Raw genomic sequence first — 20,934 nt, 5'->3', positions numbered from 1 at the left:
CGCTGAAGGCCCGGGCCGAGGCGGCCGCCGCGACCCCCGGCGAGGGCACGGCACCCGCACCCACCCCGCCCTGTCCGGGAAGAAGAACCGGACGCGGCGACCCGGCCGCCCGGGACGCGGGCGGGCGTCGGGCGCGAACGGGGGCCGCCCGCTACCCGCCGGCCGGTGGCTACCGGGAGCCGGTCGCGGCCGGCCACCGCGCGTCCCACAGCGCGCAGTGGTGTGCGGTCCGCGCGTCCACGGGGCGGATCCCGCCCGCCCCCGGCGCCAGGTTCAGCACGGAGGCCGGCGAGCGGTACCGCGGCCAGGCGGGAGCGCCCTGCGCCGCGGGGATCCCGGTCCGGGCGAACGCCGTCCAGTAGCCGGTCATCCGGTCCGCGAGCTCCCGTTGCGGCGCCGCCAGCGGCACGGAGGTGAACAGGTAGGGGAGTTCGAAGCCGTGCGACGCGGCGTAGGGCAGCCCCGGCACCTCCGCGAGCCCGGTGGCGTTGGGCGCGTCGCCGTCGGCGAAGAGGTAGCCGTACGTCGGCACGTGCCGGGCCAGCGCCTCGGCGTCCCGCAGCGACGGGCAGGTGAAGGACGCGTCGGACAGCAGGGTGGCCAGGGCCACCACAGGGTTCGGGTAGGCGGCCGCCGGGTACTCCGCCTCGACCGCGCGGGCGGTCCCGGCGTCGAACGACTGCTCCAGCCGGGCCCGGTAGGCGGCCCGGTCGGGCACCGGGAACGCCGCCAGGGTCTGCCCCAGGAAGACCCGCATCTCGTCGCGGGTGGTGCCCTGTACGACCGGCACCCGGTGGAAGCGCCCCTCGCGCAGCGCCCGCCGGGGCTCCGTCGGCAGCGCGGCGTTGCCGTAGGGGACCAGCGAGAACCGCCCCATCAGTTCCGGAGTGGCGAGCGCGCCGGCGTCCAGCCGCCGCAGGCAGTCCACCGCGCCCACCGGCCCCGCGGCTCCGGCCGGTCCCGTCGGCCCCGGCGCTCCTGCCACCCCCGCCCCGACGCCGGGCGCCCCGTCCGCCGGCCCGCCGCAGCCGAGCCGGACCGCCGCCGCGGCCCCGGCCTCGACCGTGCTCCGTTCGGGGGTGAAGGGCTCGTACGTGCCGAGCGTGGGCAGCAGGGACCGGGGCGGCATCGTCGTCGAGCACGAACCGCTCTGCACGACGGCCCGGTGGAACAGGCCCGCGGAGGCCGGGGACACGAGGTGGGCGCACACGCTCAGCGCGCCCGCCGACTCGCCGAAGACGGTGACGTTGCGCGGATCGGCGCCGAAGCGGTGCGCGTTCGTCCGTACCCAGCGCAGCGCCGCCTGCTGGTCGGCGAGGGCGAAGCCCGGGGCCCCGCCCAGCTCCGGATGACCGAACAGCCCGAAGATCCCCAGCCGGTAGTTGACGGTGACGACCACCGCGTCGCCCCGGACGGCGAGCCGGTCCGGCCGGTACGGATCGCCCGCGCCGTTCTGGAAGCCGCCGCCGTGGAACCAGACCATGACGGGCCGCGGCGCCCCCCGGCCGCGCACCGGCGGCGCCGTCACGTTGAGGAACAGGCAGTCCTCGGAGCCGCTGGGGCCGCCGGGCCCGAGCGGCGGGAGCTGCACGCAGCGGGAGCCGGGCGCCCGGGCGTCCAGGACGCCCGGCCACGCGGGCGCCGGTTCCGGAAGCCGCCAGCGCAGCGGGCCCGTCGGAGGAGCGGCGTACGGGATGCCCTCGAAGGTGTCGTACGCGCCGTGCGCCCGGCCGCGGACCGCCCCCCGGTCGGTCTCCACCACGGGCTGCCGCGGACCGGGTGCGACGCCCGCCGTCGGCGCGGCGGCGGCGAGGAGGGACAGGACCGCCGCCGCGAGCGCGCGGGCCCGTCGGCGGGAGAGGAGACGCATGACGGGCACGGCTGACGTCCTTTCCCCGTAAAGCCCGGTGCCCCCAAGGGGAGTCCCCCGTTTGCGCGCCCCGAATGGCGCAGTGAACAGAAGTGACACTAAATGTAACAAAGCGTGCGCTTCCCATGACGCACGATGACCGGCGCGCGATGTGTAGACCCGCGCGTCGGCGAACGGAGCTTTCCATGAATGACCCCATCACCCTCGCGGCAACGGACGACGAAGACCGCCACGGGATCCCCGACACCACCGCACCGGACGCTCCCGGCCAGGAGCCCGTGCGCACCCTGCTGGAAACGGCGGCGACCTGCCGCCCGCTCGAAGAGGTCACCGCGCTGGTGAGCCTCCTCAAGGACACCGGCCAGTCGCCCAACCCCGGACACGAGGCGCTTCGCACGGCCGCCGTGACCCGGCCCGTGGACGAGGTCCGGCAGATGGTCGCTCTCCTGGGCGAGCACCCGCACGAGGTGGTGGAGGCGGACATCACGTTGCGCGCCGCCGCTGTCGGCCGGTCCATCGAGGACGTGGCCCTGCTGGTGACCATCCTCGGCGCGGGCGAACCCGACGGGTCCGGTGCGCCGGAACGCGCGCCCGCCGGGTCCGCGGAACGGCCCGGAGAGGGCGCGGAGCCGCCGGCGGAGCCGTACGAGCCCGGGTACACCGAGCTGCACGACGCCCCGTACGCGGAAACACCCGCCCGCCCCGCGCCCTACGCGGAACCGCGGACCCGCCCTCCCGCGGCCCAGGCGCCGCCCCGCTCGCGAAAGGCCCCCACCGAGCGGCCGGAGGCCTCCCCGGCCCTGCGGCACGTATTGCGCTGGCCCGTGGCGCTCGCCCTGCTGGTCAGCGGTGCGCTCCACCTCCCGGCCGACCTGACGGCGCTCTCCTCCGCCTCCCCCGCGGGCTTCCTGCCCCTGGTCGTCACCCTCCTGTGCCTCGGCGCCGGTGCGGTGCTCGCGGCCCGGGACACCCCGCTCGTGTGGCGGGCGGGGGCGGTCACGGCCCTCGGCGTCGTCGCCCTGCACGTGTTCGCCGGCGCCGCGCACTACGACCCCCTGTCGGGTGCCGTGGGCGGGTCGCTGGCCTGGGCGGGCGTCATCGCGGTGTTCTGCGCCGCGGCCGGCGCCGTCCTCGCCGGGCTGGCCCTGAGGAACCGTCAGCAGCGCTCGGCCTAGAACCGGCCGGCCCCTCCGGTACGGCACCGGCACCCCGCGCCCCGTGCGCGGGGTGCCGTGTCACGCCAGGAGGTTGACGGCCCCGGTGAACACGCGCGGGAGCCGCGCCGCAAGCGGCACGATCCGCCGCGCGAGCGGGGGCCGGTGGCGGGCCCAGAGCAGGGAGGCGGTCAACGTGCGGTAGCTGCGCGAGAGTTCCCGCCAGGCCCGCTCGTACGCCTGCGGCCGGCCCTCCCGTACGCAGCGCACCAGCTCCCCGGCGGCGGTCACGGCCAGGGTGAGCCCCTCGCCGGTCAGCGCGTCGACGTAGCCCGCCGCGTCCCCGACGAACAGAACGCGCCCGGCCACCCGTACGCGCGCACCCTGGCGCAGCGGGCCCGCCCCGCGCACCGGCGTTCCGGCGGCCCCCGCCAGGCGTTCGGCCAGCAGCGGGAAACGGGCGAGCTGTACGTCGAAGGGCGCGTGCTCGCCGGTCAGGAGCGCGACGCCGATCCGGCCGGGCGCCAGCGGGGTCACGTACGCCTCGCACCGGTCCGCCCAGTGCACCTCGACGAGCCGGCTCCACGGCGCGAGGTCGTAGTGGCGGCGCAGCCCGTAGCGCGCCGGCCGGCCGGGCACCGGCGGGGCCGCCAGGTCCAGTCCGCGCCGCACGGGGGAGTGCAGCCCGTCGGCCGCCACGAGGTAGCGCGCGGTGAGCCCGGCCGCGTGGACGCGGTCGCCGTCCTGGACGACCCCGTCCACCCGCCGCGGGACGACCCGGACGCCGAGGGCGGCGGCGCGTCCGGCCAGCGCGGACTGGAGCGCGGTCCGCCGGGCACCGAGCCCGGGGCCGCAACGGAACAGCCCCTCCGCGTGGCGGCCGTTCACGCCGTCCACGTAGCGGATCCCGTGGAACGGGTGCCCCTCCACGGGCACGCCCAGCTCGCGCAGGCGGCGGACCGCGCCGGGCATCAGCCCCTCCCCGCAGGCCTTGTCGATGGGTGTCGGCCGCGGCTCCGCGACCACCACCTCCAGGCCGCCCAGGGCCCCGTGGATGGCGGTGGCCAGCCCGGCCGGCCCGCCTCCCGCGATCAGCAGGTCGATCACCGCACGCCGCCGGTCGTCGCCGATGCCGGCGCCTGGCGCGCGACCGCCCCGGCGAGGGCGTCGTCCTCGCAGCGGATCCGTACGCGCAGCAGCACCGCGTTGAGCACGGTGAAGCCGAGCGCGGTCAGCCAGGCGCCGTGCACCAGCGGCAGTGCGAACCCCTCCACCACAACCGCGACGTAGTTGGGGTGGCGCAGCCACCGGTACGGTCCGCCGGCGACCAGCGGCAGCCCGGGCACGACGACCACCCGGGTGTTCCAGCGCGGTCCGAGGGTGCGGATGCACCACCAGCGCAGGCCCTGGGCCGCGAGGGCCAGGACGAGGGCGGGCCAGCCGACCGCGGGCACGAACGGCCTGCCGGCCAGCAGCGGTTCCAGCACGCACCCCGCGAGCAGGGCGGAGTGCAGGGCGACCATCGCTGGATAGTGGCCGCGGCCGTGCTCGACGCCGCCGCGCGCGAGGCTCCACGCGGTGTGCCGGCGCGCCGTGAGGAGTTCGGCGAGCCGCTCGGCGCAGACGAGGCCGATGAGGATCAGGTACCAGGTCATGGAGGTCACCACCGCAGGAGGACGAGTTCGGAGGCGAAGCCCGGACCGAAGGCGAGCATCAGCCCGACCGATCCGGGCGGCGGCGGGCCGGCCTCCTGGACGGAGCCCAGGATGTGCAGGACGGACGCCGAGGAGAGGTTGCCGACGGAGGCCAGCGAGCGCCTGCTCGCGGCGAAGGCCGCCTCGGGAAGCGCCAGGGCGTCGGCGAGCACGTCGAGCAGCTTGGGCCCGCCGGGGTGGCAGATCCAGGCGTCCACGTCGGCCGGCTTGAGGTCGTGTGCCGCGAGGAAGTCCTCGACCTCTTCCGCGACGTGCAGCCTTACCAGGTCGGGGAGTTCGCGCCCGAGGACCATCCGGAAGCCCCAGTGCCCGATGTCCCAGCCGAGGAGGTGCCCGGTGCCCGGGTAGAGGCGGCTGCGCGACGCCACCACCGCGGGCCCGGCGGCGGTGGCGTGCAGCGGGTGGTCGCGGCCCACGGCGAGCAGGGCTCCGGCCCCGTCGCCGAAGAGGGCCCCGGCCACCAGGGCGGCCGTCGAGGTGTCGGCGGACTGGAGGGTGAGCGAGCACAGTTCTGTGGACAGGAGGAGGGCCGCGTGCTCCGGGTGCCCGGTGAGGTGGTCGTGGACGTGGCCGAGCCCGGCGGCGCCCGCGGCGCAGCCGAGCCCGAAGAGCGGTACCCGTTTCACGTCGGGGCGCAGGCCGGCCCGCCCGGCGAGCCGGGCCTCCAAGGACGGGGTGGCGAGCCCGGTGACCGTGGTCGACATGACCAGGTCGACGGCGTCGGCCTCCATGCCGGCCTCGGCGAGGGCGAGTTCGAGGGCCCGGGCACCGAGGTCGAGGGCCGCTTCCACGAAGAGGGCGTTCATGGCGCCGAAGTCGTTCGCGGGCCCGTACCGGTCCAGCGGGAGCACGAGGTGGCGGGCCTCCACGCGCGCCGAGGCGTGGACCCGGTGCAGGAGGGCGGCGTCGGAACCGGGCGGCAGGAAGTGGGCGAGCGCTGCCGTGATCTCGGACTGCGGATGGCGGTGGGGAGGGAACACGCTGCTCACTGCCAGGACACGTGTCATTCGTTCACCATAGAAAAGAACTGACATTTCGTTATGAATGAGGCGGACCGGGCGCGGCGCCGTCTACCGTGGCGTCGTGCCCGCGCGACTCGCATCCCCCCGTCCCGCCGCGGCGGCCCCGCGGGCCGCGGGACGCCTCCGCGCGGCCCTCGGGCTGCTGGGAGCCTGTCACCCGGTTCCGGCGGCGGCCGTCACCGTGCTCGCCGCCGCGCTGGCGGTCGCCGTGGGACGCGGTCTGCCCGGAACCCCCCTGACCGTGGCCGCCGTGGCCGCCGGGCAGCTCTCCGTGGGCTGGTGCAACGACCGGGCGGACCTCCGGCGCGACCTCGCCGCGGGCCGCCGGGACAAACCCGTGGCGGCCGGGACGGTGCCCCCGGCGGCGGTGGCCGCGGCCGCGGGCCTGGCCCTGCTGTGTTGCGTCCCGCTGTCGCTGGCCGCCGGCCGGGCGGCCGGCGCCGTCCACCTCCTCGCGGTGGCCGCCGCCTGGGCGTACAACCTCCGGCTGAAGGCCACCGCCGTCTCCTGGCTCCCGTACGCGGTGGCCTTCGGCCTGCTGCCGGCCTTCGTCACGCTGGGCCTGCCCGGGGCGCCGTGGCCGCCGTCGTGGCTCACGGCCGGTGCGGCCCTGCTCGGTGCGGGCGCGCACTTCGCGAACGTACTGCCCGACATCGACGACGACCTGGCCACCGGGATCAGGGGCCTGCCGCACCGCCTCGGGGCGCGGTGGGCGGCCAGGGTCGCGGGGCTTCTGGTCCTGGCCTCCACGGCGGTGCTGGTGGCGGGCCCGCCGGAGCGGGTGCCGGCGTACGGCCGGGGTCTGCTGGGCGCGGCGGCGGCGACGGCGCTGCTCGTCTCCTGCCGTCCCGCCGGCCGGCTCCCCTTCCTGGCGGTACTGGCCCTGGCCGGGGCGGACGCGGTGCTGCTGGTCGTGCGGATGCGGGGGTAGGGGGCGTCGTCAGGGGGCGCGCCGGGTGCGGGTCCAGGTCAACAGGTCGTCCGCGTCCCAGGTGTTGACGACGCGGTCGGCGGGGACCCCGCACGCGACGGCCCGCTCGCAGCCGAGGAGCTGCCAGTCCAACTGGCCCGGGGCGTGCGCGTCCGTGTCGATCGCGAAGAAGGTCCCGGCCTCCACCGCGAGCCGCAGCAGCCGCTTCGGCGGATCCAGCCGCTCGGGCCGGCTGTTGATCTCCACGGCGGTACCGGCCCCGGCGCACGCGGCGAAGACCCGGTCCGCGTCGAACTGCGACTCGGGCCGGGTCCGCCCGGTGACGAGCCGCCCGGTGCAGTGGCCCAGTACGTCCATCAGGGGATTGCGCACGGCTGCCAGCAGACGCTGGGTCATCGCGGGCGCGTCCATGCGCAGCTTCGAGTGCACGGACCCGACGACCACGTCCAGCCGCTCCAGCAGCTCGGGCTCCTGGTCCAGCGACCCGTCGTCCAGGATGTCGCACTCGATGCCCGTCAGGAGCCTGAACGGTGCCCAGGACGCGTTGAGCCCGGCCACCACGTCCAGTTGCTCGCGCAGCCGGTCGGGGGAGAGCCCGCGGGCGATGGTGAGCCGCGGCGAGTGGTCGGTGAGCACGGCGTACGCGTGACCCAGCGAGGCCGCCGCCCGCCCCATCGCGTCGATCGGGCTGCCGCCGTCGGACCAGTCCGAGTGCATGTGGCAGTCCCCGCGCAGGGCCGCCCGCAGGGCGAGGGCCTCCGGTGCGGGCGGGGGGCCCTCGGGGAGCGCGGCGGCCTCGTCCTCCAGCGCTTGCAGGTAGCCGGGTACCGATCCGGCGAGCGCCTCCCGTACGACCCGGGCGGTCTTGGGGCCGATGCCCTTGACGGCCTCCAGGGAGCCGGCCGACGCCCGCGCCGCGGTCTCGGGCCCGCCCATGCGGACGAGTGCGGCCGCCGCCGTCCGGAAGGCGCGCACCCGGTAGGTGGGGGCCTGCGCGCGCTCCAGCAGGAACGCGATCCGGTCGAGCGCCGCCACCGGGTCCATCGCTCACCTCCTCGCCCCAGTGTGGCAAGCGGGCGGGCGTCCCGCTCGGGCGCGTCGCGCGATGAACCCCCAGGTCCGGGGTATACGGGAGGTGGCCCGGGCGCCCGCGACCAGGACGGACGCGGGGCCGGGCGGGGCGGTAGAACCCATGAGCGAGCACGGCACGACCGAGGGCGAGGACGAGGCATGACCGATGACGAGGCGACCCGGCCCCACGAGCCCTCCGAGGCGGAGCGCGCCGCCCGTGACCGGGTGCGGCACACGGCCACCGGGATGACGCACCACGAGACGGCGGCCGCCCTGGAGGCCGCCGAGGAGGCGGCGGGCGACCTCGATCAGGCCGACGAGGACACCGCCGCGACCGTGGCGGAGTGGCGGCGGATCACCGAACTGCTCGCCGACCACGGCGGTCCCTACGCGCCGCACACGGACGCCTTCGTGCAGGGGCAGCTGACGGCTCGGGAGAACCTGGCGAACGCGGCCGACGAGGAGTGACCCCGGAGCGTGCCCAGGACCTCCGGAGCGCCGTGGATCCGCTCAGGCCTCCGGAGGGACGGCGGCGTCCAGGGCCGCGGTGAGGCGCCCGAGGCGGGCGTGGAGGTCGCGGATCTCGGCGAGCTCGAAGCCGGTCGCGGCCGCGATGCGCCGGGGCACCTCCACCGCGCGGTCACGCAGGGCGACGCCCTCCGGGGTGAGGCGTGCGCGCACGGAGCGCTCGTCCTCGGTGCTGCGCTCGCGGACCACGAGTCCGGCCGCCTCCAGCCGCTTGAGCAGGGGCGACAACGTCCCGGAGTCGAGCCGCAGGTGCTGCCCGATCTGCTTGACCGGCAGCTCGCCGTGCTCCCAGAGGACCAGCATCACCAGGTACTGGGGGTAGGTCAGGCCCAGGTCCTTGAGAACGACGCGGTAGAGGCCGCCGAAGGCCCGGTTCGCCGCGTTCAGGGCGAAGCAGATCTGCCCGTCCAGACGAAGGAAGTCCTGGTGGGTGAGAGGTTCGGTCGGCGTCTCGGTCATGTCCGCCAGTGTACGCGCAGCAGCGTGCGCGGCATTGAGTTGTGCACAACTGAATTGCGTGTTCTACTGGTGGGGCGCGGCCGGCCACCCGGCCCCCGCACCACGGTTCACCCCTGTGAGAGGAACTCCGATGGACGCCCTGTACACCGCTGTCGCCACCGCCAACGGCCGCGAAGGCCGCACCGTCAGCTCGGACGGTCAGATCGACCTCGCGCTGGCCATGCCCCCGGCGCTCGGTGGAGACGGCCGCGGGACCAACCCCGAGCAGCTCTTCGCCGCCGGGTACGCCGCGTGCTTCGCCAGCGCCCTCGGCCTCGTCGGCCGTCAGGCCAAGGCCGACACGAGCGAGGTCTCGGTGACCGCCGAGGTCTCCATCGGCAAGGACGGCCCCGCGTTCGGCCTGGCCGTGGTCCTGCGGGTGGAGCTCCCCGAGTCCCTCGCCGGCGAGACCGGCGCCCTGCTGGTCAAGCAGGCGCACGAGGTCTGCCCGTACTCCCGCGCCACCCGCGGCAACATCGACGTGGAGCTGGTGATCGAGTAGCCGCTCCGCGCGCCCCCGGGCGACCATGGGAGGGCACCGACCCGTACGGGGCCGCTCCCAGGGAGGCGCCCATGGCGCGCACCTACACCACGGACGTGCTGGTCGCCGGCGCCGGGCCCGTCGGCCTCACCGCCGCGGGGGAACTGCGCCGGCACGGGGTCGGCTGCCGGATCGTCGACCGGCTCCCGGCCAGGCTCCCGTTCGCGAAGGCGGTCGGCATCCAGCCCCGGACCCTGGAGGTCTGGGACCGGATGGGCTTCGTGCGCGACGCCCTCGACGCGTCCGTCCCGATGCGCGGGCAGCTGGTGTACGCCAACGGCGTCGAGCAGAGCCGCGTCGAGCTGGTCATGCCCCCCGAAGTGCCGTACGGATTCGCCGCGCTGCCGCAGTACGAGACGGAGCGCATCCTCGAGGCGTTCCTGGGCCGCTTCGGCACCGCGATCGAACGGTCCGTGGAACTGGTCTCGTTCAGCCGGGACGCCGACGGGGTCACCAGCGTCCTGCGCGCCGCGGACGGCACGGAGGAAGAGGTTCGCTCCCGGTACCTGATCGGCTGCGACGGTGCGCACAGCATCGTCCGCAAGGGCCTCGGGCTCACCTTCGAGGGCGGTGCCTTCCCCGACGGGTACATGCTCGCCGACGTCGAGGTCGACTGGGACCTGCCCGCCGGCTACGGCGTACGCGCCATGCACCGCGCCGCCGACGGCACGGTCGACGACGTCCTCGTGGGCATCCCGCTGCCCGGACCGGGCCGGTACCGCATGTCGATGCTGGTCCCGCCCGAGCTCTCGGACGCCGGGCGGGCGCCCGGGGCCGGCCCGGCGACCAGGACCGCCGGGGACGGGGTGGCGCACGGCCTGCAGAGCGGCCGGGCCCCCGCGCTGTCCGACATCCAGGCGGTCCTGGACCGGCTCTCCCCGCAACCGACGACCGCGAGCACCATGCGCTGGGCCTCGGTGTTCCGGATCAGCCACCGGATCGTCGACCGGTACGGCGACGGGCGCGTGTTCGTCGCCGGGGACGCCGCCCACATCCACCCGCCGACGGGCGCGCAGGGCATGAACACGGGCATCCAGGACGCCTTCAACCTCGCCTGGAAACTCGCCCTCGCCGTCGCGGGTGCCGCCGGCCCCCGCCTGCTCGCGAGCTACGACGCCGAGCGGCGGCCCGTCGGCGAGGAGGTCGTCGGCCGCACCGTCCGGCACGCGGCGGAAGGAGTGCAGGCCGATCCCGAGGACCCGGCCACACTGCTGCTGCGCGAAGCCCAACTGCTCGTCACCTACCGGGGCGGCCCGATCGTCGACCCACCGGGCGGCGGGGCCACCGGATCCGGGGGTGACTCCGGATCCCAGGCTGACTCCGGTCACGTCGGCGACACCGGCGAGGGGTCCGGCGGTTCCGGCCCGCGCCCCGGTGACCGGGCCCCGGACTGCGGGGGCCTCAGCGGGCCCATCGCCGCCTACCCGCTGCGCCTGTACGACCTCCTGCGCGAGCGCGGCCACGTGCTGCTGCTGTTCGGCACCGGAGACCCGGACGGCGCCGCGGACCTCGACGCGGACTTCGACGCGCTCGTCACGACGGCACGCGCCTGCACCGGGGACCGGATCGAGGTCTGTACGATCCTCGCCCCCGGCACCCCGGCCGACGGCACGGCCCGGCCCGTCCACCACGACACGGAGGGCGAGTTCGCCCGCCTCTACGGGGTGGAGCGCCCCACCGCCTTCGTGGTCCGCCCCGACGGCCACCTCGGCGCCCGGCTCTGCCCGCCCGATCCGCGCCGGCTGGCCGCCCACCTCGCAGCCGTCTTCGCCCCGGACGCTCAGGGACCCCCGTCCCACTCCGCGTCGACGTAGCCCGGCGTCCGGTTCGCCGCGACGGCCCGCACGTTCGCCGGGTGGTGGACCGTACGGACGCGGCCGACTCCGCACAACCCGGCGAAGCCGACACCCGGCGCCTTCACGGCGATGGACACGCCCCGGCCGCGGTGGGCGGCGCGCAGGCCCGTCATCCCGTCGAAGACGAAACCCGACGACCGGTGGTCCGATCAGGCCCCGCCGTCGGCGCGGGCCGCCGCCCGGCGCTGACGCCTGCTCAGCGGGGCGAGCGACATGTCCTGGGCCCGGGGGGCGAGCCCCTCGAAGCCGTACCCGCGCTCGCCCAGCCGGCTCTCCGCCGCGAGTCGGCGCGGTCCGTCGCGGTCCGTCGCGGTCCGTCGCGTCGAGGATGTCCTCCTGGGCCTCGCCGGAGTCCAGGAAGCGGAACGCGAAGGAGTCGCGGCGGCGATGTCGTACACGAGGTGGCCCTCGGGGGTGAAGGCCGCGTACGGCATGGCGTCGTCGCACGCGGTGGCCAGCGCCCGGCCAAAGGCCGCGCCAGGGCCGACCGCCTCCCGGCGCGGCCCGCGCCGGGCACCGGCCAGCCTCCCGGCGCGGCCCGAAAGTCCGGGCCCGGGGCCCGTTTTGGATTGCCGGACGATCCTCAATACGATCCGGCGATGATCACATCGAAACGGCTTGCGGCCGGGGCGTGCGGCCTGCTCGCCGCCCTGGTCGTCGGGCTCCTCCCGGCGAGTGCCACAGCCGCCGACGGACCCGCGGCCAAGGAACCCCCCAAGGTCGATCTCGTCCTGGACGTCAGCGGCTCCATGCGGGCCGCCGACATCGACGGCCAGTCCCGGATGGCCGCGGCGAAGCAGGCCTTCAACGAGGTCATCGACGCGGTGCCCGACGAGGTCCGCCTCGGCATACGAACCCTGGGCGCCACCTACCCCGGCGACGACAAGGCCCTGGGCTGCAAGGACACCAAGCAGCTCTACCCGGTCGGACCGCTGAACCGCACCGAGGCGAAGACCGCGGTGGCGACCCTCGCCCCCACCGGCTGGACCCCGATCGGTCCGGCCCTGCTCGCCGCCGCGCAGGACCTCGACGGCGGAGATGCCACCAAGCGGATCGTCCTCATCACCGACGGCGAGGACACCTGCGCGCCGCTCGACCCGTGCGAGGTCGCCCGCGACATCGCCGCCAAGGGCATCCACCTGGTCATCGACACCCTCGGGCTGGTCCCGGACGCCAAGACCCGCGCCCAGCTGACCTGCATCGCCGAGGCCACCGGCGGCACCTACACCTCGGTGCAGCACACCGCGGAACTCTCCGGCCGCGTCAAACAGCTCGTCGACCGCGCCGCCGACCCGGTGGTCAACCCGGTCGTCACCGAGGGCGCGAAGCAGTGCGAGGGCGCCCCGCAGCTGAAGCCCGGTCTGTACAGCGACCGCGAGACCTTCGGCGAGCACCGCTGGTACCGCGTGGACGTCCTGCCCGGCCAGGAACTGCGCGCCTCCGTCAGCATCGCCGCCGACCGCGCCGTCAACCGGGACTACGGGGTCCTGCTGCGCGCCACCACCGTCCACGGGCGGGAGATCGTCCGCGGCTCCGAGGCCGGCGACGGGCGCACCGACGTCCTGTCCACCGGCCTGCGCTACCCCAAGGCCGAGGCCGACGGCGCGGACGACGACGCGAAGCCCGCCGCGGAGACCGTCTGCGTGCAGGTCAGCAACTCCTTCTCCGCCCCCGCGTCCGTCAAGACCTCCCCGGGCATGCCCGTGGAACTGACCATCGAGGTGGTGGACGGACCCGACGAGGCGTCCGACGCCGCGTCCTTCGGTCTCGGGCGCGGCTGGTGGCTGCTGGCCGCCCTGGTTCTGTTCGGCCTGCTGGCCGGTCTGGTGTGGGGATGGATCTCCCGCTGGCGCGTCTCCGTCTGGAGGACCAACTGATGCGTACCGTACGCACCCTGACCGCCGCCCTGCTGGCCGCGACCGCAGCCATCGCGGTGGTGGGAACGGCCTGCGCGGACACCCCGTCGGCGAATCCGAGCCCGAGCCCGACCGCCTCCGGAGAGGGCGGACCCGCCCCGACCGAGGCCGGTACGAGCTTCCGCACCGCGGCCGCGTTCCGCCCTGGCCAGCAGGCCACGGCGGCCGCCTCCACCGGGGACTACCTGTACTGGGTGCTCCCGATCGACGCCCAGCAGCGCGTCACCGTCAGGGCGAAGGTGACGTTCCCCGAGGCCTCAACCCGGCACGGAGCCTCCACCTGGCGGCTCGACGTGTACGACGGCCTGCGCCGCCGACAGGCCTGCACGTACGGCACGCAGACCGTCGCGGCGGCCGCGAACGCCGCCGCGGCGGACCTGTCCTGCACCCTGCGCACGGTCCGCGCCGGAGCCGAGCCGTGGGCCGACGACCCGCTGCCCGGCAGCTACTACGTACGGCTGACGGTCATCGGCGCACCCGAGGAGGACCTCGGTCTGCCGGTGCGCGCGGCCGTCGAGGCCGAGGTGAAGGAGGCCGGCGGCGCCCACGCGGTGGACGGCGCCCTCGCCGCCCCCCTGGTGCCCGCCACCGTGACCTCCGCGCTGCGCGAACCGGAGGACGGCTGGGCCGGCGGCTGGTGGTCCGACCGCTGGATCTGGACCGCCGCGGGCGGCGTGCTCGGAGCGGCCGCCGGACTCTTCGGGTACTCCCTGACGCGCGGTTCCGGCCGCCCGCACCGGGTCCCGCCGGGCGCCTGACCGCCCGGGTGGTCGCGGCCGGGTGCTCCCCGGGACCGCGACCACCCGGAGCCGGGCCGTCGCCGCGGCCTCGTACGAGGCCGTTCGCCCCGGCCTCGCGGGTGGCGGGGGGTCGCCCGAGGTGTGCCGGAGGTTCCGTCCGGGCAGGCGGGCAGCATGAGCATCGAACATCCTTCGGAGAAGAACCCCCACGGCAAAGTCGGCCGATTCGAGAAATTCGCCGAGCTCGCCTCGAACTTCACCAGCTCCGCGGGATTCTCCGTGCTCTGCGTGCTGCTCGTGGCGGCTTTCATCGTGGCCCACGCACTGCACCTGTCCATGAGCTGGCAACACCTGACGGGTGACGCCATGGGCGCGGTCGCCCTGCTGCTGCTGGCCCTGCTGAAGAACTCCGAGAGACGCGCGGAGCACGCCATCCAGCGCAAGCTCGACGCCATCGCGGCAGCCCTGCTGGAGCAGCAGGAGGGCAAGGGGGGCAAGGCCCACCACGACCTGAAGAAGGCCATCCGACTGGAGGAGCAGGAGTAGCCCGAGGCCCCCGACACCGTGTCCATGGCCGCGGTTGCGCCGGCGAACTGGTGGAGGCGTTCGCGGCATCGGACGGCGTCGGGCGAAGCTGGAGCAGGCCCTGACGGCCCCATGAAACGCCTGTTCTTGAAACGGTGCGGGCGTCGTGCCCCGATCCCCGCAGACGGGAAGAGCCTCGGCTTCGTTCTCTTGCAGTGCGCCGGACTGGACAAAGCGGCTCTACGACGCTGCCCGTGGCTGTGCCGGGCCAGTCACCGTTGGCGCTGCAGCGCGTCGGCGCCTGCGGCGATGACCTCGGCGAGCCGGTTGGCGAAGTCGGCGTTGCAGCCTCCGAGCCGGACGAAGCCGTGGCCTGCCACCGGCCCGTCATTGCTCAGGGAGGGAAGGGCCATGTCTGCGAGCGCAAGCGCTGCCCGAAGGTTGGTGACGGCCTCGTTGCCGGCCTGGTAGGCGGCGTCTTGGCGCCGCTTGTACCGGGTGCGTTCGGCGTGGGTCATCTCGTACGCCATGGTGCTGACCTCTCGTGGTTCATGGGGGTGTGAGCCGGAGCCCGTTGTGGATTTCGGTCCGGCGAGTTGTGCCCGTGCCCGTGCGCCAGCCCCTTGCGCGCACGGTCCGTGGCTGCCGCGCCGCTGGTCAACCGATCCACGGCGCGGCAGCCACGGAGTCGTCAGCCTCTGTCGCCGGGCAGGGCATGACCGTTGCCCATGGGACGTTGTTCGGCTGTGCCGCGGACCGGGCGCTGGTGGGAGCGGGGGCGAGGTTCGAGCCGCATCGTGGTGGGCGGGTCCTGGCGCGGCTCATGAGGGGACGGCAGGTAGGCCGACGGGCTGAGTCTGCGTACGGCCCGTGACCATCGCTTTCGATCTTCGTTTCAAAGGTGCAGGCGCGCACCCCTTTGACGTGTGGGAAGGAACGGGTTGGCCAAGGAGTCAGCGGCTGCTACCGCCTCAGCTCTTGGCGGTCGCCACCCGTGTAAGGCCCGACCGACTCGGCTTTCGGCCGGCAAGCCCGCACCGACGGCCCGTCGGCGTCTACACCGCTCGTCGGTCCGCGTGGCCGCCACCCGTCGTCCGGGCTGGGGGCCGTGAGACTGACTGGCACGAGTGGTGCCGTCGCACGCGTACGGCCGATCTGCGTCTCACCCGAACCTGTGGCCGGGGGACGCCGGGCGGACCGCTCGGTTGTCTGCTGCGGGGTGGCCGTGAGCGATTTTGTCCTGGCCGTGTCTGGCCGCAGCCGTCTGTCTGAGTGCCGGGTTTCTGTGTCTTGGAGCGGCTTGGCGTGGCGGTCGGGTGAGGGTGATCTGGCGGACCAGCTGTTGGAAGCATGCCAGTGCCGCGATGGCGGGAAGGGCAGAGGCTGCCCCGGCGGTGATCGTTCTGGGTGCCTGGGCTACGCACAGCAGTGTGGCCATGGTGGAGAACAGCAAGACGATGGACCAGGAGTGGAGTGCGCGGCGCTGGTGCACAGCGGATCTGAGGATGGACAGGGAGGCAACCACCCAGGGGCCGTAGATCAGGAGGGGCCACCAGATGACCACTTCACGGGCCGTGTGGGGGGCGGCGCTGTGGCGTAGGGCGTCACAGATGGCCAACCCGCTGAGGATGCTCACCACGGCGGCGATGGCGGCGACCAGTACCGCGGTGAACAGGCTTCCCGTGTGCAGCAGGGTCCCTTTTGAGGACTTCGACCGGTTTCGCCGGTGCCCGCCGGGGCCCTGTGTGGGCGAACGCTCGGTCGGGGTGTGCGACAGCCCCGCGACGTACCCGAGAGTGCCGGCCGTCTCACCGATGCCGGCGAAGCCGACTCGGGTGAAGGGCTCCGACAGTCCGAGCGCGGCCTTCTCCTGGAGAAGGCCGGCGAGTTCTGTCGCCGGGTCCCACGGAGGATGCCCCTCATCAGGCCCGCCGAGCGGCCGTTCGGCGGAGGAATGCTGTAGGTGCTCCGGCTGGGCCCAGTAGGCAGAGGGCTCCGTCTGGGGTGGGAGGCCGCAGGGGCCCGGGTATCCGTACGGCTCATACACGGAAGCTGCCACCCGAGCACTCATCGACAGTCGGGGCGGATGGCGCCCTACCCGACCGTCTGCCGAAGTCGATCTGGATCATGCTCATCGTATGGAGGAAGTCCTCGAAGATCGAGGAGGAGTAATGAAGATCGATTTCCAGACTCTCGTGTCCCAGCGTCGCGTTCCGGGGCGCGCCACAGTCGGTTGAGGGTGGAGTGAACATCCACTTTCCGATCCGAGTGGGCCCGGAGTGAACTCTTCCCTCCCGTCCGTCTACCTCTGCAGTTTTGCGGAGGGAGACGGCGAGCTTTGCTGTTGTCATATTCCATAAACGCTCTCGATGTTGGTCTGGGTGTGTGCCATTCGGGTGATGGTGGTCGACGGGTAAGCGTTGACGCTGGCATATCGGTTCTGCAAACGAGCCGGGAGTGTGACATTCGAGCCTGCTTTCGCACCGTCATGCCGCGACGCGGAGACCGTGAGCTCCGGATGGACGCAGCCATCGACGGACCTTCTCGCCTCTGAGGATCTCCCGCGCGATGTGATCGCTACGCCCGGAGCCCGCTCTTGCGGCATGCCGTCATCTCCTTCCTCTCCTGATCGGCGGAACCTCATCGACGGTCCGTCGACCCCTGGGATCCGGACGGCCTCGTGCCCGCAGGAGCGCATCGGTCCTCGGCCGGAGCCCCGCCGCGCCGCGGTCGGCCTCGCTCTGGCCGACACATGCGCCGACTGATCATCGGTAGATATATCTAGATGCCCGGCGGATTGCTGCGCATGGATGCAATCGGACGACGGGGCGCATCCCGGCATATGCCGGAGCGTTATGCCGAGGGATCGTCGGGCCTGCTGCTGTGGGCTCGTTTGAACCTCAGCCTTCGAAAGGGCGAACTGTGGGGAGCATCCTCCTGTGGACCATTCTGATTTCGGCCGCACTAGGCACAGGTTTCACGGCGGTGAGATCATCAGGGGCTGGCCGACTCTGGGGTGTGGACGCCCAGGAACTCAGGCGCCAGCAACGCTTCGAACGCGTTCTGGCCCTCCATGTGCACGCCGCCCGGTTGTCCGGTGCAGCAGTCGCGGTGCCGGTGCAGAGGGGAGAGAGGGCTGTCAGCTCCCCTTGCCTGAGTGCGGAGCCGCTCGGATCGGTCCATGGCGGGTGTCAGTCACCGTGCGCGCCAGGCGGCGACAAGGCGCCGCGCTGAGACCAGGTGTCAGGCGCTGAACGATCACGCGCCTGAGGCTCCGTCAACCTCGATACCCCCCGACGGCAAAGGGTTGGCGCGGCTTGTGGCCCGCCATGCCCCCGCAGCGCAGTGCGCGGTGCCTGCGCAGGGTGGTGCCGGCTCTGGGGTGTGTGTGACTGAAAGCCAGTGGGCAGCGGCCCTTGGCCTCGGTGATCGCTTTCCCGAGTCGTGGACAGGATGGCTGCGGGGGCAAGCCCGCACACCACTCATTTCCTTAAACCCGTAGTCCCTCCATCGCCGCTTCTGGTCAAGCGCGAGAGTGCCCCCAGGGGGGCTGGCATTGCTGAGAAACCCCGGCAATGCGGCACATTGTCCCGCGTCCTAAAACCCCGGCAATACGGACAATGGAAGGTACGCACGGAAACCCCGGCAATCGGTGCATTGCTCGTTTCTGGACGTTGAATGGGGTTGCTGAAGCGAGGGCTGCCCTGTAGCTACTTCCGTGCGCCCCCGATGTCGGGCATCAAAGGAAATGTATAGACGTGTCAACGCCAAAAGACCTATTATCCTCCTGTTGCCGCCGAAGTTCGCTCAGGCACCTGGTGGAAGATCTGCCCCCCTTCATCAGGGGGCGCCCACGACAGCAAGTCCTGTCCCCGCGCCCCGTGGCGGTGGGAAAGCCCATGTCCCGTCCCCCGTGCGACCGAAGCGCCTGGCTCTCCCCGGAGAGCCGGCGCAGTCCGCGAGAAGGGTTGCGCGAGGATGCCCCCTGGCAGTAACGGAACCGCTCGCCGCCCATGGTCGGCAACGCGGATCGCGCATGCGGTGCGGGCGGCACTGGTACAGGTCACACGGCTTCTGGCCGTAGCAGGCACCACCAGCAGAACCGCCCAGCCCCGCACGAACACGAGCTCGATATCGGCACTTCAGGATGATTACAGGGCGGGTTTCTCCCTGCCTTCGCTCCCGCCTTCTTCAGAGATCCCAATGAGCGACCACCGTGAATGTCCATGGTGCCGACTCCTCCGGGATGTCCCGTAGAGGATCGTTCGGTCGGTGTGGCGGAGGCTGCTGCGCCGCCTCGCCGCAGCGGGCCCGCGGTGTCCACAGCGGTGCGGCTCACCCACCGCGGTTGGGCCGGCCGCTCCGGCAATCACCCCTGCACCATCATCGACTCCGGCACCGCTGAGTCCGCGATCACCCACCGGCTGACGGACGCTGGCCGGTGCATGATCTGAGCAGCCCCGCACCAGCGCCGCCCCGGGCGGGTGGCCCGACCCCCTCACGGAGGGCCCCGGTCACCCGCCCGGGGCAGTTTCGCGCCCGGCGGCGGGCGGGTCCGGTTCAGCCCACGAGATCCGGCGCCCGCAGCACCGCGGAGGGGACGCCCCACGCGTCGACCAGGTCGACGGCGAGGGGACGCACCTTGCGGCACAGGTCGTTCACCTCGCGGCTGATCGCCTTGGAACGCTGGCCGGTCAGGCGCCCGTGCTCCATGAACCAGGCCCGGTCCGCCTCGATCGTCGACAGGGCGAAGAGGTCGCAGAGGAGCCCGAGCGCCGCCTTCTCGCCGCCTTCGGGCATCGCGCGCACCTGGTCGACGAAGGCCTCCGTCACCAGTCGCTCGACATGGGCGCGCGCGAGGGCGATGACGTGGTCCTGCACCTGCGAGAAGACGGCGCCGGGATCGCGCTTCTGGTCGATCCCGCGCTTGATCCGCCGGGCCAGTCCGGCGAGCATGTGCTCCTCGCGGAAGCGGACCATGGCGAGCTGGTACTCGGAGTCGAGCAGTCCGGCCTCGCGGTCCCACTCGTCGCCGCCGGGCAGCAGGTCGCGCACCCGTTCGAGCAACTTGTGGGCCGACGTCCGCTCGATGACCGTCTCGACGGCGAGGCCGGTGACGTAGCGGACGATGCCGAGCTGGTCGAGGTCCTCGAACTCGCTCGCGTGATCGGTGAGCAGCCCCTTGGCCACGAGCTGCAGCAGAACGTGGTTGTCGCCCTCGAAGGTGGTGAAGACGTCGCTGTCGCCCTTGAGGGCGGCGAACCGGTTGACGGAGAGGTACCCGGCGCCGCCGCACGCCTCGCGGCACTCCTGGACGACCCGGGTGGCGTGCCAGGTACCGAGCGCCTTGATGCCCGCGGCGCGCGATTCGAGCCTGCGCCGCGCCTGCGCGTCGTCCTCGACGCCGGAGAAGACCTCGTGCAGCTGCGTGCGCACCACGTCCTGAGCGGCGTGCAGGGCGTACGTCCGGGCGATGAGCGGCAGCAGGCGCCGCTGGTGCAGGCCGTAGTCGAGGAGCACCTGCTCCCCGCCGTCCGCCGCCGCCTCGAACTGACGCCGGCGCACGGCGTACTTCGTGGCGATCGTCAGAGCGACCTTGGCCACGTTGATGCCTGCGCCGGAGACGCTGACCCGGCCCTGCACCAGGGTGCCGAGCATGGTGAAGAAGCGCCGGTTGGGGTTTTCGATCGCGCTCTCGTAGACGCCTTCGGGGGTGACGTCGGCGAACCGGTTCAGCAGGGCCTCGCGCGGCACCCGCACGCCGTCGAACCAGATGCGGCCGTTGTCCACACCGTTGAGTCCCATCTTGCGGCCGTCGTCCTCGATGCGGACGCCGGGCGCCGGCCGTCCGCCGGTCCGGAGGGGGACGACGAAGGCGTGCACGCCCTGAGAGCGTCCGTCCACCTCCAGCTGGGCGAAGACGACGGCCAGTTCGGCATGGCGGGCCGCGTTGCCGATGTAGTCCTTGCGCGCCTGGTCGTCGGGGGTGCTGATGACGAACTCCCGGCTCGCGGTGTCGTACCTCGCGACGGTGCCGAGCGCCTGCACGTTGGAGCCGTGCCCGGTCTCCGTCATCGCGAAGCAGCCCATGAGCTTGCCGGTGATGAGGTCCGGGAGGTAGGCGTCGTGGTGGCGCCCGGTGCCCAGGTGGAGGATCGCGCCGCCGAACAGCCCGAATTGCACGCCGACCTTCACCAGGACCGACAGGTCGCCGAAGGCCAGCGTCTCGAACGCGGCGATGGAGGCGCCGATGTCGCCGCCACCGCCGTACTCGGCGGGGAAGCCCATGCCGGTCTGACCCGTCGCGGCCATCTTGACGACGATCTCGCGCACCCGCTCGCGGAACGCGTCGATCCCGAGCTCGTCGGCCTCCTCCAGGACGGAGGCGTACGTCGCCAGGTTGGTACGGACGAGGTCGCGGATCGCGGCGTACTCGCCGTCGAGCATCCCGGTCAGGGCGGAGACGTCGATCTCGGGCTGTACGTAACCGGTCGCGGGCGCGGAAGCGTTCTCGGGAGGCATGCCGCTCCGCTACCCCTCAGGGGGACGATCAACCGGGGGCGGGCG

Annotated in this window: 18 protein-coding genes; 8 read left to right on the top strand and 10 right to left on the bottom strand. The window is 73.5% G+C overall.

All coding sequences use genetic code 11. The features are described 5' to 3' along the window. Window positions 1-169: 169 nt before the first annotated feature. Window positions 170-1,870, bottom strand: coding sequence for a carboxylesterase/lipase family protein (locus ACFWW8_RS09500; RefSeq protein WP_386526415.1), 1,701 nt, complete (start codon window positions 1,868-1,870; stop codon window positions 170-172). Window positions 1,871-2,055: 185 nt separating this feature from the next. Here ACFWW8_RS09500 and ACFWW8_RS09495 point away from each other — a divergent pair, with 185 nt between their 5' ends. Further along, window positions 2,056-3,045 (top strand): hypothetical protein, encoded by a 990-nt coding sequence (locus ACFWW8_RS09495; protein ID WP_386525870.1) that lies wholly within the window; start codon window positions 2,056-2,058, stop codon window positions 3,043-3,045. 60 nt (window positions 3,046-3,105) lie between these two features. Here the strand turns inward: ACFWW8_RS09495 and ACFWW8_RS09490 are convergent, their stop codons facing one another. The 3 genes from ACFWW8_RS09490 to ACFWW8_RS09480 are packed head-to-tail and all read right to left on the bottom strand — an operon-like array spanning window position 3,106 to window position 5,746. Next, on the bottom strand, window positions 3,106-4,131 hold the full coding sequence (locus ACFWW8_RS09490; protein WP_386525868.1) for an NAD(P)/FAD-dependent oxidoreductase: 1,026 nt from the start codon (window positions 4,129-4,131) through the stop codon (window positions 3,106-3,108). After that, window positions 4,128-4,679: an isoprenylcysteine carboxyl methyltransferase family protein gene (locus ACFWW8_RS09485; RefSeq protein WP_386525865.1), complete on the bottom strand. Its 552-nt coding sequence runs from the start codon at window positions 4,677-4,679 to the stop codon at window positions 4,128-4,130. The genes ACFWW8_RS09490 and ACFWW8_RS09485 overlap by 4 nt, the downstream gene beginning before the upstream one ends. 5 nt (window positions 4,680-4,684) lie before the next feature. Then, window positions 4,685-5,746: a type III polyketide synthase gene (locus ACFWW8_RS09480; RefSeq protein WP_386525863.1), complete on the bottom strand. Its 1,062-nt coding sequence runs from the start codon at window positions 5,744-5,746 to the stop codon at window positions 4,685-4,687. A gap of 76 nt (window positions 5,747-5,822) precedes the next feature. Between ACFWW8_RS09480 and ACFWW8_RS09475 the strand changes: the two genes are divergently transcribed. Then, on the top strand, window positions 5,823-6,692 hold the full coding sequence (locus ACFWW8_RS09475; RefSeq protein WP_386525861.1) for a UbiA family prenyltransferase: 870 nt from the start codon (window positions 5,823-5,825) through the stop codon (window positions 6,690-6,692). 9 nt (window positions 6,693-6,701) lie between these two features. Here the strand turns inward: ACFWW8_RS09475 and ACFWW8_RS09470 are convergent, their stop codons facing one another. Next, window positions 6,702-7,736 (bottom strand): PHP domain-containing protein, encoded by a 1,035-nt coding sequence (locus ACFWW8_RS09470; RefSeq protein ID WP_386525858.1) that lies wholly within the window; start codon window positions 7,734-7,736, stop codon window positions 6,702-6,704. Window positions 7,737-7,922: 186 nt separating this feature from the next. Between ACFWW8_RS09470 and ACFWW8_RS09465 the strand changes: the two genes are divergently transcribed. Next, the gene (locus ACFWW8_RS09465) at window positions 7,923-8,231 is read left to right on the top strand and encodes a hypothetical protein (protein WP_386525856.1); all 309 of its coding nucleotides are present in this window, start codon (window positions 7,923-7,925) and stop codon (window positions 8,229-8,231) included. A gap of 42 nt (window positions 8,232-8,273) precedes the next feature. On the opposite strand, the gene ACFWW8_RS09460 is transcribed toward ACFWW8_RS09465, so the two are convergent. Then, complete coding sequence (locus ACFWW8_RS09460; protein ID WP_386525854.1) at window positions 8,274-8,750, bottom strand: MarR family winged helix-turn-helix transcriptional regulator; 477 nt, start codon at window positions 8,748-8,750, stop codon at window positions 8,274-8,276. A 130-nt stretch (window positions 8,751-8,880) separates the two neighbouring features. Between ACFWW8_RS09460 and ACFWW8_RS09455 the strand changes: the two genes are divergently transcribed. Next, a complete protein-coding gene (locus ACFWW8_RS09455; protein ID WP_383923620.1) occupies window positions 8,881-9,291 on the top strand; it encodes an organic hydroperoxide resistance protein in 411 nt (136 codons plus the stop codon). Between the two features lie 71 nt (window positions 9,292-9,362). Further along, window positions 9,363-11,144, top strand: a complete 1,782-nt coding sequence (locus tag ACFWW8_RS09450; RefSeq protein ID WP_386525850.1) for an FAD-dependent monooxygenase — start codon at window positions 9,363-9,365, stop codon at window positions 11,142-11,144. Here ACFWW8_RS09450 and ACFWW8_RS09445 read toward each other — a convergent pair. Both ACFWW8_RS09445 and ACFWW8_RS09440 read right to left on the bottom strand, forming a co-directional pair. Beyond that, complete coding sequence (locus ACFWW8_RS09445; RefSeq protein ID WP_386525846.1) at window positions 11,111-11,299, bottom strand: hypothetical protein; 189 nt, start codon at window positions 11,297-11,299, stop codon at window positions 11,111-11,113. The two genes, ACFWW8_RS09450 and ACFWW8_RS09445, sit on opposite strands and share 34 nt — an antisense overlap. A 36-nt stretch (window positions 11,300-11,335) precedes the next feature. Beyond that, on the bottom strand, window positions 11,336-11,773 hold the full coding sequence (locus tag ACFWW8_RS09440) for a DUF6204 family protein (RefSeq protein WP_386525843.1): 438 nt from the start codon (window positions 11,771-11,773) through the stop codon (window positions 11,336-11,338). A gap of 12 nt (window positions 11,774-11,785) precedes the next feature. On the opposite strand from ACFWW8_RS09440, the gene ACFWW8_RS09435 reads away from it, so the two are divergent. The 3 genes from ACFWW8_RS09435 (at window position 11,786) to ACFWW8_RS09425 (ending at window position 14,388) form a co-directional block, all read left to right on the top strand. Beyond that, window positions 11,786-13,063 carry a VWA domain-containing protein gene (locus ACFWW8_RS09435; RefSeq protein ID WP_386525840.1) on the top strand — a complete coding sequence of 426 codons (1,278 nt, stop codon included), beginning with the start codon at window positions 11,786-11,788 and terminating at the stop codon, window positions 13,061-13,063. Beyond that, window positions 13,063-13,860 carry a hypothetical protein gene (locus ACFWW8_RS09430; RefSeq protein WP_386525838.1) on the top strand — a complete coding sequence of 266 codons (798 nt, stop codon included), beginning with the start codon at window positions 13,063-13,065 and terminating at the stop codon, window positions 13,858-13,860. Before ACFWW8_RS09435 ends, ACFWW8_RS09430 begins: the two co-directional genes overlap by 1 nt. Window positions 13,861-14,016: 156 nt before the next feature. Next, window positions 14,017-14,388 (top strand): low affinity iron permease family protein, encoded by a 372-nt coding sequence (locus ACFWW8_RS09425; RefSeq protein WP_386525836.1) that lies wholly within the window; start codon window positions 14,017-14,019, stop codon window positions 14,386-14,388. A gap of 251 nt (window positions 14,389-14,639) precedes the next feature. Here ACFWW8_RS09425 and ACFWW8_RS09420 read toward each other — a convergent pair whose 3' ends face one another. Then, window positions 14,640-14,897, bottom strand: a complete 258-nt coding sequence (locus ACFWW8_RS09420; protein ID WP_386525833.1) for a hypothetical protein — start codon at window positions 14,895-14,897, stop codon at window positions 14,640-14,642. Window positions 14,898-18,927: 4,030 nt separating this feature from the next. Beyond that, window positions 18,928-20,889, bottom strand: coding sequence for an acyl-CoA dehydrogenase family protein (locus ACFWW8_RS09415; protein ID WP_386525830.1), 1,962 nt, complete (start codon window positions 20,887-20,889; stop codon window positions 18,928-18,930). Between the last annotated feature and the right edge of the window lie 45 nt (window positions 20,890-20,934).

The sequence above is a fragment of the Streptomyces sp. NPDC058701 genome, from assembly GCF_042715295.1.
Lineage (GTDB): Bacteria > Actinomycetota > Actinomycetes > Streptomycetales > Streptomycetaceae > Streptomyces.
The sequence above is the reverse complement of the archived record's forward strand: the minus strand, read 5'-3'. Positions and strand labels throughout refer to the sequence as shown.

Bases quoted from the DNA above. Each gene is read 5' to 3' on its own strand.
- ACFWW8_RS09500 (WP_386526415.1), bottom strand. From the start codon at position 1,870: ATGCGTCTCCTCTCCCGCCGACGGGCCCGCGCGCTCGCGGCGGCGGTC.
- ACFWW8_RS09495 (WP_386525870.1), top strand. From the start codon at position 2,056: ATGAATGACCCCATCACCCTCGCGGCAACGGACGACGAAGACCGCCAC.
- ACFWW8_RS09485 (WP_386525865.1), bottom strand. From the start codon at position 4,679: ATGACCTGGTACCTGATCCTCATCGGCCTCGTCTGCGCCGAGCGGCTC.
- ACFWW8_RS09480 (WP_386525863.1), bottom strand. From the start codon at position 5,746: ATGACACGTGTCCTGGCAGTGAGCAGCGTGTTCCCTCCCCACCGCCAT.
- ACFWW8_RS09470 (WP_386525858.1), bottom strand. From the start codon at position 7,736: ATGGACCCGGTGGCGGCGCTCGACCGGATCGCGTTCCTGCTGGAGCGC.
- ACFWW8_RS09465 (WP_386525856.1), top strand. From the start codon at position 7,923: ATGACCGATGACGAGGCGACCCGGCCCCACGAGCCCTCCGAGGCGGAG.
- ACFWW8_RS09460 (WP_386525854.1), bottom strand. From the start codon at position 8,750: ATGACCGAGACGCCGACCGAACCTCTCACCCACCAGGACTTCCTTCGT.
- ACFWW8_RS09455 (WP_383923620.1), top strand. From the start codon at position 8,881: ATGGACGCCCTGTACACCGCTGTCGCCACCGCCAACGGCCGCGAAGGC.
- ACFWW8_RS09450 (WP_386525850.1), top strand. From the start codon at position 9,363: ATGGCGCGCACCTACACCACGGACGTGCTGGTCGCCGGCGCCGGGCCC.
- ACFWW8_RS09445 (WP_386525846.1), bottom strand. From the start codon at position 11,299: ATGACGGGCCTGCGCGCCGCCCACCGCGGCCGGGGCGTGTCCATCGCC.
- ACFWW8_RS09435 (WP_386525840.1), top strand. From the start codon at position 11,786: ATGATCACATCGAAACGGCTTGCGGCCGGGGCGTGCGGCCTGCTCGCC.
- ACFWW8_RS09430 (WP_386525838.1), top strand. From the start codon at position 13,063: ATGCGTACCGTACGCACCCTGACCGCCGCCCTGCTGGCCGCGACCGCA.
- ACFWW8_RS09425 (WP_386525836.1), top strand. From the start codon at position 14,017: ATGAGCATCGAACATCCTTCGGAGAAGAACCCCCACGGCAAAGTCGGC.
- ACFWW8_RS09420 (WP_386525833.1), bottom strand. From the start codon at position 14,897: ATGGCGTACGAGATGACCCACGCCGAACGCACCCGGTACAAGCGGCGC.
- ACFWW8_RS09415 (WP_386525830.1), bottom strand. From the start codon at position 20,889: ATGCCTCCCGAGAACGCTTCCGCGCCCGCGACCGGTTACGTACAGCCC.